The organism is Luteimonas sp. MC1825 (assembly GCF_014764385.1).
Classification (GTDB): Bacteria; Pseudomonadota; Gammaproteobacteria; order Xanthomonadales; family Xanthomonadaceae; genus Luteimonas.
The window spans coordinates 2,499,913-2,513,460 of record NZ_CP061714.1; the positions used below are offsets into that span (position 1 = coordinate 2,499,913).

The following is a 13,548-nucleotide window of genomic DNA, read 5'->3' on the forward strand; positions in this document are numbered from 1 at the left end:
CAGAAGGTTACACGGAAGAACGGTCGCGCATGGAGCAGGCAGGCATTCTCGGAAGCGGGCCGTGAATTGGTCCTTAACTTATCCGCTGGCCCTCGCTGGTGTTCAGCTGCGTGGGCTCAGAAGATCTCGGCGACACAGCAGCGCAACGAGCCGCCCGCCGCTTCGATCGCATCCAGCGGCACGCTGCGCAGCGCGAACCCGGCCGCGGCCAGGCCCGCCCGGCTTGCCGGCGACAGGGCCCGGGCACCGCGGTCGCTCATCCAGGCGACGTCCCCGGACAGGCTGATGGCATTGCCGGCAAACGCGGCCTGCTCGGCAGCCGACAGCAGGATCGCGTGCGGGGCGTACAGCCGGGCGATGGCCTCCACCACGCCCGGATCGGCAAACCCGTCCGGGCAGATCAACGCCGCGCGGGCGGCCAGCACCGCGAGCACCACGTTGGCGTGGTACTCGCCCGGAGCGAGGTCGAACATCAGCGTCGCGCGCAGTCCGAGGGCGTCATGCATGAGCCCCGCACCGGCCTCGTCGCAGCGTTCGGACAGGCCGCACAGGCCCAGGCCGCGGGCGCGATCGATGACCAGCGCGCCGGTCAGTTCGCAGGGATGCGGCTGTTGCGACAGGTCGCGCTCGGCGTAGCCGAGGACGTCGCGGAAGAAGCCGCGGATATCCGCCCGCCCGGCCTCTTGCCGGCGCACTGGATGGCGCATGCGGCCGACCACCAGCGTGCCGCGCGCGGTGGCGAACACATTGTTGGGGAACAGCGCGTCGGGCGCGTCCGGATCACCGGGGAAGCAGACCGCGGGCAGCACCGACGACAGCGCGCGCTGCAGGTCGCGGTGCTGCGCGGATGCGCGTGTGGCATCGAAGCCCGCCGCCTCGGCCATGTAGCGGTTGTCGGACGCCGACTCCACGGCGTGGCCGAAGCCGTCCGGCGCGACCAGGAAGGCGGCACGCGCGGTGGCCGGACCGAAGTCCGCTGGGCAATTGGCGGCGAACGCGAGGAACGCAGTGGTGTCGCGGGTCAGCATCGTGGGTTTCTCATGCGGCGGCGCGCGCGTCGCCCCGGGTGGGTGCCAGCGCCGCCTCGATCAGATCCCAGCCGGCCCCCGGCTTGTGCGCGCCCTCGCTCAGCACCTGGCGGAAGGCGCGGCCGCCGCGCTCGCCATGGAACAGGCCGAGCAGGTGGCGGCTGATGTGCTTGAGCTGCGCGCCGCGCGCGAGCTGGTCCTCGACATAGGGGCGCATCGAGCGCAGCACGTCGGCACGTGTCGACAGCTCGCCGCCAAACCAGGCCACGTCGAGCCGGTGCAGCAGCCACGGGTCGTGGTACGCGGCGCGCCCCAGCATCGCGCCATCGGCGTGCGCGAGGTGCGCGGTCGCCTCGTCGGCGTCGGCGATGCCGCCGTTGACGATCACCGTGAGCCCCGGACGCTCGCGCTTCAGCGCGTAGGCCCAGTCGTAGCGCAGCGGCGGGACCTCGCGGTTCTCCTTCGGCGACAGGCCCTTCAGCCAGGCATTGCGCGCATGCACCACGAACGTGCGGCAGCCGGCCGCGGCGATGGCGTCGACGAAGGCGAGGAACCGCGCGTACTCGTGGTCGTCGTCCACGCCCAGCCGGCACTTCACCGTCACCGGCACGTCGCAGGCGGCGATCATCGCCGCCACGCAATCGGCGACCAGTGCCGGCTCGCGCATCAGGCAGGCGCCGAAGCGCCCGGCCTGGACGCGGTCGGACGGACAGCCGACGTTGAGGTTGACCTCGTCGAAGCCGTGGTCGGCGCCGATGCGCGATGCCTGCGCCAGCAGCGCCGGCTCGCTGCCGCCGAGCTGCAGCGCCACCGGGTGTTCGACCGGATCCATCGCCAGCAGCCTGACGCGGTCGCCATGGATCACTGCGTTGGCGTGCACCATCTCGGTGTACAGGCGGGCGTGCGGCGCGAGCAGGCGATGGAAGACGCGGCAGTGGCTGTCGGTCCAATCCATCATCGGCGCGACCGAAAGGCGCGCAGACGCCGCGTAGCGCCCGTGTTCTGTGTTCGTCATGGAGCTGCTGTCTGTCGAATCGATGCGGTTGGCGGCCGGCCGACAGGGTACACCGCGGCAATCCGGACCCGGCCGGGGATCCGACGTAGACTCCCGACTTCCCGAAAAAATGGCTGCCGGATGGCCGAACGCACGCACCACCTCACCCTGCGCTTCCTTGCCGAACCGACCGACGTCAACTACGGCGGCAAGGTGCACGGCGGCACCGTGATGAAGTGGATCGACCAGGCCGGCTTTGCCGCAGCCGTCGGATGGAGTGGCCACTACTGCGTCACCATCGCGGTCGGCGGCATCCGGTTCGTGGCGCCGATCCGGATCTCGGATCTCGTCACGGTTTCGGCCCGCCTGGTCCGTACCGGGCGCACGTCGATGCAGTTCGGCGTGGACGTGCGTGCGCGCGACCCGATGGGCGGCGACGATCGCCTGTGCACGCACTGCGTCATCGTCTTCGTCGCAGTCGATCGCGATACCGGCACGCCGCTCGAAGTGCCGGGCTGGACGCCGACCAGCGATGCCGACCTGCGCCTCTGCGAATACGCCGAAAAGGTGATGGCGCTGAGCAAGGGCATCGAGGACACCGTCGCGCGTTTCGCTCCGGACGCGGCGGTCCCCGGCTAGCGCGTATCCACCGGCAGCGGCCGTGCCCAGCGCACGTAGCTCTCGCCGATGCCCACGCGCAGGCGGCGCGCCTGCGGCGAGCCCTTGGTCACCCCCATGCGCGCCGCGATCGGCGCCCAGCCCTGCGAGCTGTCCGCAGCCCAGGCGTCGAGCAGTGCGCGACAGGGCCGGCCGGCGACGCGTGCCAGCGCGCAGGCGTAGTACACGTCCCCCGCGCTCCAGCGGCGCTCCCCCACCAGCAGGTCGGTGACCAGCGGCCGCGGCGCATCGAAATAACGCACCAGTTCGTCGATGAAGGCGTCGCGGTGGCGCGCGGCGTAGGCGTTGATGTCCGTGAGCAGGTGGTCGATGGCGGGATCGCCGGTGCCGGGCCTGGCCTCGGACGCGGACGCCGGCGTGGCAGCGGTGCCCGCTGCGCGTTCGACGTCGGTGCCGGCGACCGGCGCAGGCGCAGGCACCGGCTTCGGTGCGGTCGCCTGCGGCGTCGCGCCGGCGAGCGCCGACAGGCCGAGCAGGGACGCAAACAGCAGGCTGCGGGGGATCATGGGTGGCTCCGTAACGTGGTCATGGCCGCGCGGCCGCGGGTTGCAGGATGTCGCCTTCGCGCCCGGGGAACGCCATGCCCGCGGCATCACGTGCCTGCAGGGTGCCGTCGCGCTGCAGCGCGTAGCGGCGGAGGCCACCGGTGGCCGGCTCCAGGCTGAGCAGGGCGTCGTCGAGCCGCCAGGCGCCGGTTTCCTCGAAGCGCATGCTGCCGTCCAGCGCGATATAGACCTCGACCAGCGCGTACTGGCGCGCCTCGCCCTGGCGCTCGAGCACCAGCTGCGTGTCGATGCCCTCGCAATCCGCGCACGGCAGCGTGCCACGCCATTCGATGCGGCCGTCCACGCCACCCAGCGCGGGCAACTGCGCATCGGGCCCGCGCGCCGGCTCGCAGCCGGCACTGGCCAAGGCGAGCAGGATCAGCAGGACTGCGGGGAGGCGTGCCATCCGCTGATTGTGCCGCAGGCGGCGCGGCGCGTGGACCGCGGTCGCACGCCGCGTGGCGGTGCGCGCCGGTGCGTTCAGCCTGCGGCGATCGCGCGCAGCGCGTCGGGAAGTTCGTTGGCGTGGCTGAGGCTGCGCAGCCGGCGCGCGGCATCGGCGGGAATGTCGGCCTGGCGCTCGTGTTCCCAGGTGAGGTGGTAGGGCACGTGCACGCCCCAGCCGCCCAACTCGAGCACCGGCGCGATGTCGGAACGCAGCGAATTGCCGACCATCACGAACGCTTCGGGCGCGATCGCGAACTCCTCCAGCAGGCGCCGGTAGGTGGGCACGTCCTTCTCGCTGACGATCTCGATGCGCCGGAACAGATGCGACAGGCCGGAGTCGCGCACCTTGGCCTCCTGGTGGAACAGGTCGCCCTTGGTGACCAGCACCACCGGATACTCCGCGGCCACCTGCTCCACGGCGGCGCGCACGCCCGGCAGCAGGTCGACGGGGTGGCGCAGCATCTCCTTGGCCATCTGCACGATGCGCTGCAGGTCGGTTGCGGAAATGCGCGACGCGGTGATCTCGATCGCCGCCTCGACCATCGACAGCGCCATGCCCTTCACGCCATAGCCGAACACGGCGAGGTTGGCCTTCTCGATGGCGTACAGGCGTTCGGTGGTGCACGTGTCGGCGCCGACGTAGGCGCCGACGATCGATTCGAAGGTGGATTGCGCGGCGGCGAAATAGTCCTCGCTGCGCCACAGGGTGTCGTCGGCATCGAAGCCGACCATGCGGATGGTGGTCATCGCGACATTATCGCCGGGTGGCTTCCGGCCTGGGTGCATTGGCGACGCCTGCAGGACACGCGAAGCGCCTGCAGGACCCCTGTAGTGGCCGGGAGGCCGTCGCGGCTCATGTCCCCCGGCATCCGCCTGGCGGCGGATACCTCCTCCTTGACTTCCCCGCGACGGCCTCCCGGCCACTTCGGGGCTGGGCGTTGTGCCGCGGGTACCAGAGCCATGCGCGCAACGCACAATGACGCGGACCGCTCGCCTTCCGTCAGATACGGGACGAACGCAAGAAAGGGGGCGGCATTGCGCCGCCCCCCCTTGATGAAACGTCGTGCGGGGCTGCCTCAGCCCTCGTCGTCGGCCTTCGGTGCCTCGGGCCCGGCCTTGGCCACGTAGGCCTTGTACTCGTCGGCGGTCAGCTCGCCGTCGGCATCCACGTCGGCCTGCGCGAACACCTGCGCCAGGCTGGCGATCGCCGCGGACTCGGTCAGCGAGATCGAGCCGTTGCCATCGGTGTCGACATCGGCCCAGCTCATCTGGCGCGGCTCGCCGGTCGGCGACGCGACCTGCGTGTCCGCCGTGGCGGCGGACGCGGCGGCGGCCTGCGTTTCGCGGACTTCGGGGCTCGGCTCGCTCTGCGCGAATGCGACCGGCAGGACGAGCGCGGCGCCAAGGGCAACGAGGGCGGCAAGCGGCTTGGGGGAAATCTGCATCAGGGCATCTCCTTCGTGGATGCGGGGGCATCCACCGGTTCGGTGGTGGTTGCGGGTGAATCGTCGATCCGTTCCGCAACGCCACCCTGCCGGCGCGCGGATTAACGCTCCACCGTGCACAAGCGGTCGTCTGCACACTGCTTTAACCAAAACCGTCGCGATCCACGCTAGGCCGCGGAGTGCAACACGCTGTGGCGCGGCGAAAGGCAGCCCGGGCAACCTCGCAGCGCGTGAACGCAACACAACGTTTACATCCGGGGGTGCGCCGCGCGCATCGCTGCCGGATACTGGCCGGCCACCGCCACGGAGACCCGCGATGAACCGACTCGTCCTCACCGCCGCATGCGCGCTCGCCCTGGCCGGCGCCGCCTGCCATCGCGACGGCGAAGCCCGTGCACCCGGCGCCGGCACGGTGGACGGCGCGGCCTCGTCGCCCGCGGACGCCGCCACCGATGCCAGCCGCGCCGATGCCGAGGCGCGTCCGTTCGCGGTCGACGTGATCGCCAAGTTCGACGAGCCGTGGGCGATGGCCTTCCTGCCGGACGGGCGCCTGCTGGTCACCGAGAAGAAGGGCGCGCTGCGCCTGGTCGACGTGCAGAGCGGCGCCAGCACGGCCATCACCGGCGTGCCCGAGGTCGCCTACGGTGGCCAGGGCGGGCTGGGCGACGTGCTGCCGCACCCGCGCTTCAGCGACAACGGGCTGGTGTACCTGAGCTACGCCGAGCCGGGCCGCGGCGACGAGCGCGGCGCGGCCGTGGCGCGCGCGCGGCTGGTGGCCGACGCCGACGGTGGCCGCCTCGAAGACCTCAAGGTGATCTGGCGCCAGGTGCCCAAGGTGTCCGGCAACGGACACTATGGCCATCGCCTGCTGTTCGGCGCTGATGGCAAGCTGTGGATCAGCTCCAGCGAGCGCCAGGCCTTCGACCCGGCGCAGGACATGGCGTCGAACCTCGGCAAGATCATCCGCCTGGAGGACGACGGCAGCGTTCCGGCCGACAACCCGTTCGCCGCGCAGGGCGGCGTGGCGGCGCAGGTCTGGTCGCTGGGCCACCGCAACGTGCTCGGCATCGACTTCGACGCGCAGGGCCGGCTGTGGAACACCGAGATGGGGCCCAAGGGCGGCGACGAGCTCAACCTCGTCGAGCGCGGCGCCAACTACGGCTACCCGGTGGTCTCCAACGGCGACCACTACGACGGCCGCGACATCCCCGACCACGACACGCGCCCCGAATTCAAGGCGCCGGCGATCTCGTGGTCCCCGGTGATCTCGCCGTCGAGCCTGCTGTTCTATTCCGGCAGCGCCTTCCCGGCGTGGCAGGGCAGCGCGTTCATCGGCGGGCTGTCGTCGCAGTCGCTGGTGCGCGTGGCCTTCGAGGGCGACAGCGCGCGCGAGGCCGAGCGCTTCGACATGGGCGCGCGCATCCGTGCCGTGGAACAGGGCCCGGAAGGCGCGCTGTGGCTGCTCGAGGATGGTGGCCGCGACGGCTCGCTGGGCCGGCTGCTGAAGCTGGAGGCCGCGGGCGACTGACCCGCGGCGCGGTCAGGGCAGCACCACCCCGCTGCCCACCTCCCGGCCATCCTCGATCAGGCGGAAGCCGCGGCTTCCGCCTTCGGCCAGGCGCACCGCATTGCTGCACATGAGCGCGACTTCGTGGCTGCTGCCGGGGGCGATCTCGGGGATGCCGCCGCGGCTCACCGCGCAACGCGTGGTGGCGGCGCCCTCGAACTCGACGTCCACCCGGTAACCGCCGGCGAACGGCGCCACGCGCCCGCCGTCGGCCGTGGCGCGCATGTCCAGCCGCACCGGCACCTTGCTCTTGGCGGTGAAGTCCATGCGCGGCGGCGGCGGCACGGCATCTTCCACGCCGCGCGGCTGTTCCGGCGGCTGCGCGCCGCAGGCGACAAGCCCGGACGCCAGCACCACCGCAAGCCAACCCGTTCCCGTTCCCGTTCCACGCATGGCGACCACTCTCTGGCGAAAGCGCCATTATCCGCGCTTGCGGCGCGATTCATGCATCCTGAACATCGGACTGACATAGTGGGCGGCACGCACCGCCATGTCCCGCAACCGGCACCCGATCCCGATGTCCGACGCCAGCCCCGCCATGACCGAATGCGAACTCGACAGCGCGATCGCCGAGCTCGAGCACCAGATGGCCGACCTGCAGCTGCACCACCGGGACCTGTTCGCCTATGCCAACGCCTGGGCCGAGCGGCACGACGCGATCATGCGCCGCGCCCCCGAGGAGCTGCGCGAGGCGACCTCGGCGCGTCTGCGCCGCATCGGCATCCGCTGGGGGCTGGCCGATGGTGCGCGCATGACCGCGCAGTTCCCGGCACTGCGCCGCGCCTGAGTCCCGCCGCGCAGGCGCGCGGCCGTGGTCAGAAGTCGATCGCTTCGGTGACCTTTTCCAGCAGTCCGCCGTACAGCTCGACCTGGCTGGTGATGTGCGCCGCGGGGTCGGTGTGCAGCACTTCGAAGTCGTACTGGATGAACGGATCCATCTCGTCGTCGAGGTGGACGCGGATGTAGCGATAGCGCGTGTTGAGCACGTTCGCCATCTGCAGGCTGACGCCGTCGGGCATGTCGATCCCGACCTCCAGCTGCAGCGAGCCGCAGGTGCCGGCGTTGCAGTCGTAGAAGTTGGCGAAGGCATTCAACCCGCCGATCCTGAACTTCACCATCGGATCGCCGACCGAGTCGGTGGTGAGCTCCGGCTCGAGATCCATCTGCGCCAGCACGGCCACGACCTGCGGCCCGGTCACTCCGCCGCCTGCGGCGTGCGCAGGCGCCATCGGCAGTCCCGCGGCCAGCAACAGTGCCAGCACGCCGTTCATTGCGGTCTTCCCCATGTCCAACTCCCCTGTGGTCAAGCGGCGATCTTACCGGCGGCGCGTCGGCTTGGCATCGGGGGGCGGCAGCTCAGCGGCGAGTGACGCGTAGGCGCGCCGGACCGTGTCCGCACCATGGCGGCGCTCCAGCCTGCGCACCACGAAATGCCCGCGCGCCATGCGCTGGAAGTGGCGCATGAACACCGTGTTGAGCGTGGCGCCGGTGACCGCGCCCACCACCGGCACCACCTGCAGCGCCAGCTTCTGGCTGACGTTGACCGAGAACCGCGACGCGATGGCCGCCAGCAGTTGCACGATCGCCGGCCCGCCCTGGCCGGCCATGCCGTGCGCCGCGACGTGCTGGGCAGCCGCCGCGACCTGCTGCGCGAGCAGGGCGCGCGCGGCGAAGTAGCCGGACTCGCTGCCGTCGTCGGCACTGCCGCGCCCGCCCATGGTCAGCACCTCGAAGCAGGCGAACGTCGCCTGCGGATCATCGAGGGCTTCGCCCTCGCTGCGCGCGACATCGGCGATCGAGCGCAGGATCAGCGTGGTGGTGACCGGCAGCTCAACCGCCAGGCCGGCCATGCCGAAGGCACCGCCGGCGGCGCCGGCGGCCGCGGCGGCGAAGGTGTGGCTGCGCGTGCGCGCGGGGCGCGGGGCCGCGTCCCTGGCGAGCGTGGCCAGGGCCACGCGCAGCGACTGGTCCAGCGCCTTGCGCGTGGCCGTATCGACCAGCCGCGATACCGCCGCGGGCAGCCGCCGCGCGAGCACGTACTCCAGCGGCGCGCCGACGGCATTGGCCAGCTGCGCGGCCAGTCCGGGATTCTCGAGCAGGGTGCGCGCGGCGCGCAGCGCGGCCAGGTCGTCCGCATCCAGCAGCGGCGGCGGCACGGGCGCGGGCAAGGATGTGTCAGACATGGGCGTCACCGCGGGCGGCGGATGCAGGTGCGGTGAGGCGGAACATGGGGATCTCCTGCGGATGCCAACACGCTAGCAGCCTTGCGCCGGGGCCGCACCGCCACGGCTGCGCTTGACCTCGCTCAATGCGCACGCGGCGCCGCGCCGACAAGCTCACCCCCGCCAACGCCCGCCTGCCTGCCTCCGCCATGACCGATCCCGTGCTGTATCCCTGCTTCCTCGGCCCCTACGGCGAGAACGACCAGCTGCTGGAATCGCTGGTGGTCGAGTTCCTGCGCGACCACGTGTACTGGCGCCGCAACCTGCATCCCGAGGATCCACCGGCCATCCCCACCGGCGCCAACCGCCGGCCCGACTACATCGACTTCGAGTCGCGCCTGCGCCGCGAGCTGCACCTGCTGTCGGCGGCGCTGAAGCGCAGCGTGCCGTTCCACAGCCCGCGCTACCTCGGGCACATGGTCAGCGACCTGCTGATCCCCGGGCTGGCCGCGCAGATGCTGGCGCTGCCCTACAACCCCAACAACGTCAGCGCCGATGCCGCGCCGATCACCATCGACCTCGAGCTCAAGGCGGGGCTGCAGCTGGCGGCGATGGTCGGCTACCCGGCCGACCCGGCCGCGGCCGACTGCGCCTTCGGCCACCTCACCTCCGGGGGCACGCTGGCCAACGTGCAGGGCCTGCGCCTTGCGCTCGCGCTCAAGGCCTTCCCGGTCGCGCTGCGCGCGGCATCGGTGCCGCTGCCCGGCGTGCCCGGCGATGACTGGGAGGCGTTCAACACCGGACCGGCCGGGGCGACCGCGCTGTACGCGGCCTGGTGCACCTGGCGAGACGGCCTGCCGGCGCGCGAGCGCGTGGCCTGGCAGCGCCGCGTCGACGCGCAGCGCATCGAGACCCTGGGCCTGGTCGGATTCCTCGAGCGGCACAAGGCGCTGTCCACGCCGCTGGTGTTCGCGCCGGCCACCGTGCACTACTCGTGGAGCAAGGGCATGAAGATGCTCGGCCTGGGGCGTGCGCAGCTGAAGCTGGTGCCGGGGCGCGCGATGCGCCTGGACGTGGATGCGCTGGAGGACGCGCTGGACGACTGCCTGCGCCACCGGCAGCCGGTGCTGATGGCGGTCGGCGTGCTCGGCAGCACCGAGTTCGGCACCATCGACCCGCTCGACCGCCTGGCCGACGCGCGTGCGCGCATGCAGGCGCGCGGCCTGGGCCTGTCGCTGCACCTCGACGCCGCCTGGGGCGGCTACCTCGCGGCGCTGTTCCGCGACACCGACGGGCGCCTGCGCACGCAGGCGGAGGTCGGCGCCGGCTTCCGCGACTTCCCGCGGCGCAAGGTGCACGCCGCGTTCGCCGCCATCCCGCGCATGGATTCGATCACCATCGATCCGCACAAGCTCGGCCACCTGCCCTATGGCGCCGGCGCATTCCTGTGCCGCGACCAGCGCGCGATCGGGCTGCTCGCCGAGGACGCCGACTATGTGTTCGACGGCACGCCCGGCAGCGACTACTTCCAGCGCCATGGCCAGCTCGGCCGCTATATCCCGGAAGGCTCCAAGCCCGGCGCCAACGCGGCGGCGGTCTACGTCACGCACAAGGTGTTGCCGCTCGACCACGCGCACTTCGGGCGACTGCCGGCGCAGGGGCTGCTGGCCACCGAGGCCTTCATGGAGGAAGCGCGCGGCTTCGTCGCCCGCATCGCGCCCCTCGCCACGGCACTGGTGCCGTTCACCCCGGACTGCAACCTGGTCTGCCTGGCACTCAATCCGCGCGGCAACCGCGACGTCGCGCGCATGAACCGCTTCGTGCGCGGCCTGCACCGCGCGCTGCGCGCGGATGCCACGCAGCCCACCCAGCGCGGCGAGTACTTCGGCTCGATGACCACGCTCCGCCCCGACGCCATGGGCGCATCCGACACCGCGCGCGTGCTGCACGCGCTCGAGCTCGATGGCGACGCGCTCGACGACGGCAGCGAGGACCGCGATCGCATCGTGATCCTGCGCCACACGCTGATGAACCCGTTCCTGCTCGACGCCGGCCCCGCCGGCGGCGGCTACATCCGCGGCTACTTCGACCACCTCGAGGGCCTGGTCGCGGCGGCGCTGGCCACGGACGCGCGAAGCGCCTGCGCCTGAGGCGCGCGGCCTACGCTGCGTCGGCCGGTGCCTCCGCCGGCGTAGGCGGGCCGTCGCCCGCCCATTCGTGAGCGTGGTCGCCGTCCAGCAGGCGCATGCGGCGGCGCTCGACCTTGAGCTCGCCACCGGCGCGCACCGTGCGCGTGGCCTCGAGCATCTCGACCACGCCGGTCGACCTGCGGAACAGCACGAAGCCGCTTTCAATGATCGACAGTTCCGCGGGCATCTGCGCCGGCAACTGCGCGGCCGCCTCCTCCGGCATCGACTCGAGCAGCATGCCGGCGAAATTGCGCGCCGCCGCGGCGGCGGCCTCCGGGTCCACGCGCGTGGTCCACTCCAGGAACACGTCGTCGGGATCGGACTCGCGCAGGTGCACGCCGAACGTCACGCGCGCCGGAAGGCTCCCCCCGGACAGCGGATTCTCCAGGTCGACGTCGACCGCGTATTCAACGCCGTCCTCGAGTTCCGCGCCGACGAAATCGTTGTAGCGCACGGCGTCCTCCGACAGCAGCGGCCCCAGCACGTCCGGTGAGACGAGCCGGTCCAGCATGCCCGCCATCGCCTCGTCCGCGGCGGCGCGCGCGGCCTGCAGCGCCGCCGGGTCGGTGGTGGCCTCCTGGCCCGCGTCCATGGCGGCGAGCCCGGACTCCACTGACGCGGAAATCGCCCGCTCCATCGCCGGGCGCATGCGCGCGGAAATGCCCGCCAGGTTGCGGATACCGGCGTAGTTGCCGGCGCCGTCGAGCTCGACCTGGAGCTCGAGGTCGGCCAGCGATTCCATGAAGCCCTGCATCACGTCGGCGGCCGCCGGCTCGCCCTCGAGCACTTCGAACCGCGTGTCCGCGAACGACCATGCCTGCAGGTAACCGTCGTCGCGCGCCTCGCGGATGCTGACGGTTTCGATGCCGGTGACGCGCGTGCGCTCGCGGCTGTCGCCGTCGCGCTCGTCGTCGTAGTCCTCCGCGGCATAGCGCAGGGTGAGGCCCACGCGCCACGGCAGCAGCCAGCGGATGACGTCGCCGGCAAGCACCGCGGAGCCCTTGTCGTTGCCGACCTTCTTGTCGGCCGCAAACACCCCGTCCGGCCAGGCCAGCAGCAGCGCCAGCGCCATGGCGGCGGCCATGCCCGTTGTACGTCCCATCGCATTCCCCTTCCGCGCCCCCCGGCGCAATCCTGCCCAGTATGATCGCGCCATGACCCGATTGCCGCCGCGACTGCCGCGCAGTACCCGATGGACGGGGGCGGCGATGTGCACGGTGCTGCTGCTGGCCGCAGGCTGCGGTACCGCGCCGCGCAGTGATGGCGCGGCGCACACCGACGCAGTCGCGCCCGTCCAGCCGCCGTCCGCCTTGCGTGACGGCTTCCTGATCACGGCGGACAGACTCGACACCTGGAACGCGGTCGGCCAGCTGCTTGTGCGCAGCGGCGGCGTCCGGCTCGAAGGCCGCTCGGAGATGCTCGACCTCCACGCGGTCAGCTATCGCGGCCAGGACATCCTGCTGCTGACCCGCGCCGTGCCGCTGTCGGCCGACATCCGGCGCTCCACGACGCGCGTCACCGCGCTCGCGCGCGACGGCGCGGCGCTGGATGGCACCGCCGCCGCGGAGCTGCTGCTGATGCTGCAGCAGCGACTGCCCGCGGAGATCGAACGCGTCAGGGCGCTGCAGGCGTCGGGGCGCGCGCGCTAGGCCGCGACCCGGGCGCGCCTGCCGCCCGTCCGTTTACCGCGATCGCGGCCTCAGCCGCACTTCGAGTAGCCGCAGTTCAGGCAGGTCGCGCAGCCGTCCATCAGCACCAGCGCCTTGGTGCTGCACTTGTGGCACATGGTCGCGGTGGGTGGGAAGGTGGTGCCGTCGCCGGTCACCGCGACGTCTTCGTCGGCGTTGTTGCTCTTCCTCGCGCGGTCCTCGTACTGTTTGCGCTTCTCGTTGATCAGCGCGCGCTGCGCTGAGCTCATGTCCGGGTCGTGGATCATGCCGATCGACTTCAGGTGGTCCTCGACGATCGCGCCGAGCTCGGCGACCAGCGACGGCATGTACACGCCTCCGGCCTTGAAATAGCCGCCGCGAGGATCGAACACCGCCTTCATCTCTTCGACCAGGAAGGTGACGTCGCCGCCCTTGCGGAACACCGCGCTCATGATGCGCGTCAGCGCGACGATCCACTGGAAGTGGTCCATCGACTTGGAGTTGATGAAGATCTCGAACGGCCGCCGCGACTCGTGCTCGGTGCCGGCGTTGAGCACGATGTCGTTGATGGTCACGTACACCGCGTGCTCGACCAGCGGCGATTTGATCTTGTAGGTGTTGCCGATCAGGATTTCCGGGCGCTCGATGCGCTCGTGCATCTGGATCACTTCGGCGGTGGGCAGCGCGGCGTCGGCGGGCGCGCGATCGGCTGCGCTGGCGGCCTTGTCCCTGTCGGCTGCGGTGACGACCGTGTATCCGGTGATTTTCTTCTCGATCTTGACGGCCATGACGCGGGTTCCTGGTGTTCGTTGGTGCCCGTCCTCCCCCATGCGCGGGGGAGGAC

At 71.5% G+C, this 13,548-nt stretch carries 16 protein-coding genes; 5 read left to right on the plus strand and 11 right to left on the minus strand.

Annotated features, from left to right (window positions below):
• Positions 1-116: 116 nt before the first annotated feature.
• Positions 117-1,028 (minus strand): arginine deiminase-related protein, encoded by a 912-nt coding sequence (locus IDM46_RS11720; RefSeq protein WP_185115807.1) that lies wholly within the window; start codon positions 1,026-1,028, stop codon positions 117-119.
• Positions 1,029-1,038: 10 nt separating this feature from the next.
• Positions 1,039-2,043 carry a tRNA dihydrouridine(20/20a) synthase DusA gene (dusA, locus tag IDM46_RS11725; RefSeq protein ID WP_185115808.1) on the minus strand — a complete coding sequence of 335 codons (1,005 nt, stop codon included), beginning with the start codon at positions 2,041-2,043 and terminating at the stop codon, positions 1,039-1,041.
• A 120-nt stretch (positions 2,044-2,163) separates the two neighbouring features.
• Between dusA and IDM46_RS11730 the strand changes: the two genes are divergently transcribed.
• The gene (locus IDM46_RS11730; RefSeq protein ID WP_182824596.1) at positions 2,164-2,661 is read left to right on the plus strand and encodes an acyl-CoA thioesterase; all 498 of its coding nucleotides are present in this window, start codon (positions 2,164-2,166) and stop codon (positions 2,659-2,661) included.
• Here the strand turns inward: IDM46_RS11730 and IDM46_RS11735 are convergent.
• From IDM46_RS11735 to IDM46_RS11750, 4 genes are all read right to left on the minus strand, one after another.
• The gene (locus tag IDM46_RS11735; RefSeq protein WP_182824594.1) at positions 2,658-3,206 is read right to left on the minus strand and encodes a hypothetical protein; all 549 of its coding nucleotides are present in this window, start codon (positions 3,204-3,206) and stop codon (positions 2,658-2,660) included. The genes IDM46_RS11730 and IDM46_RS11735 overlap by 4 nt on opposite strands.
• A 19-nt stretch (positions 3,207-3,225) precedes the next feature.
• A complete protein-coding gene (locus IDM46_RS11740) occupies positions 3,226-3,651 on the minus strand; it encodes a copper resistance protein NlpE N-terminal domain-containing protein (protein WP_182824592.1) in 426 nt (141 codons plus the stop codon).
• A gap of 74 nt (positions 3,652-3,725) precedes the next feature.
• On the minus strand, positions 3,726-4,439 hold the full coding sequence (locus IDM46_RS11745) for an HAD family hydrolase (RefSeq protein ID WP_182824590.1): 714 nt from the start codon (positions 4,437-4,439) through the stop codon (positions 3,726-3,728).
• A 329-nt stretch (positions 4,440-4,768) separates the two neighbouring features.
• The gene (locus tag IDM46_RS11750; RefSeq protein ID WP_185115809.1) at positions 4,769-5,137 is read right to left on the minus strand and encodes an EF-hand domain-containing protein; all 369 of its coding nucleotides are present in this window, start codon (positions 5,135-5,137) and stop codon (positions 4,769-4,771) included.
• 316 nt (positions 5,138-5,453) lie between these two features.
• Between IDM46_RS11750 and IDM46_RS11755 the strand changes: the two genes are divergently transcribed.
• Positions 5,454-6,665: a PQQ-dependent sugar dehydrogenase gene (locus IDM46_RS11755; protein WP_182824586.1), complete on the plus strand. Its 1,212-nt coding sequence runs from the start codon at positions 5,454-5,456 to the stop codon at positions 6,663-6,665.
• 12 nt (positions 6,666-6,677) lie between these two features.
• On the opposite strand, the gene IDM46_RS11760 is transcribed toward IDM46_RS11755, so the two are convergent.
• Positions 6,678-7,097, minus strand: coding sequence for a hypothetical protein (locus IDM46_RS11760; RefSeq protein WP_182824584.1), 420 nt, complete (start codon positions 7,095-7,097; stop codon positions 6,678-6,680).
• Between the two features lie 124 nt (positions 7,098-7,221).
• Between IDM46_RS11760 and IDM46_RS11765 the strand changes: the two genes are divergently transcribed.
• The gene (locus IDM46_RS11765; protein ID WP_182824582.1) at positions 7,222-7,491 is read left to right on the plus strand and encodes a hypothetical protein; all 270 of its coding nucleotides are present in this window, start codon (positions 7,222-7,224) and stop codon (positions 7,489-7,491) included.
• Between the two features lie 28 nt (positions 7,492-7,519).
• On the opposite strand, the gene IDM46_RS11770 is transcribed toward IDM46_RS11765, so the two are convergent.
• Both IDM46_RS11770 and IDM46_RS11775 read right to left on the minus strand, forming a co-directional pair.
• Entirely contained in the window at positions 7,520-7,990 is a 471-nt protein-coding gene (locus IDM46_RS11770) for a YbjN domain-containing protein (protein ID WP_182824580.1), read from the minus strand.
• Between the two features lie 30 nt (positions 7,991-8,020).
• Positions 8,021-8,887, minus strand: coding sequence for an EcsC family protein (locus IDM46_RS11775; protein WP_185115810.1), 867 nt, complete (start codon positions 8,885-8,887; stop codon positions 8,021-8,023).
• Between the two features lie 125 nt (positions 8,888-9,012).
• Between IDM46_RS11775 and IDM46_RS11780 the strand changes: the two genes are divergently transcribed.
• Positions 9,013-11,016 (plus strand): pyridoxal-dependent decarboxylase, encoded by a 2,004-nt coding sequence (locus IDM46_RS11780; protein ID WP_223877968.1) that lies wholly within the window; start codon positions 9,013-9,015, stop codon positions 11,014-11,016.
• A gap of 10 nt (positions 11,017-11,026) precedes the next feature.
• On the opposite strand, the gene IDM46_RS11785 is transcribed toward IDM46_RS11780, so the two are convergent.
• The gene (locus tag IDM46_RS11785; RefSeq protein ID WP_221441884.1) at positions 11,027-12,139 is read right to left on the minus strand and encodes a hypothetical protein; all 1,113 of its coding nucleotides are present in this window, start codon (positions 12,137-12,139) and stop codon (positions 11,027-11,029) included.
• A 70-nt stretch (positions 12,140-12,209) separates the two neighbouring features.
• Between IDM46_RS11785 and IDM46_RS11790 the strand changes: the two genes are divergently transcribed.
• On the plus strand, positions 12,210-12,704 hold the full coding sequence (locus IDM46_RS11790) for a hypothetical protein (protein ID WP_185115812.1): 495 nt from the start codon (positions 12,210-12,212) through the stop codon (positions 12,702-12,704).
• A 50-nt stretch (positions 12,705-12,754) separates the two neighbouring features.
• Here the strand turns inward: IDM46_RS11790 and IDM46_RS11795 are convergent, their stop codons facing one another.
• Positions 12,755-13,492 (minus strand): NrdJb, encoded by a 738-nt coding sequence (locus tag IDM46_RS11795; RefSeq protein WP_182824572.1) that lies wholly within the window; start codon positions 13,490-13,492, stop codon positions 12,755-12,757.
• Positions 13,493-13,548: the final 56 nt, after the last annotated feature.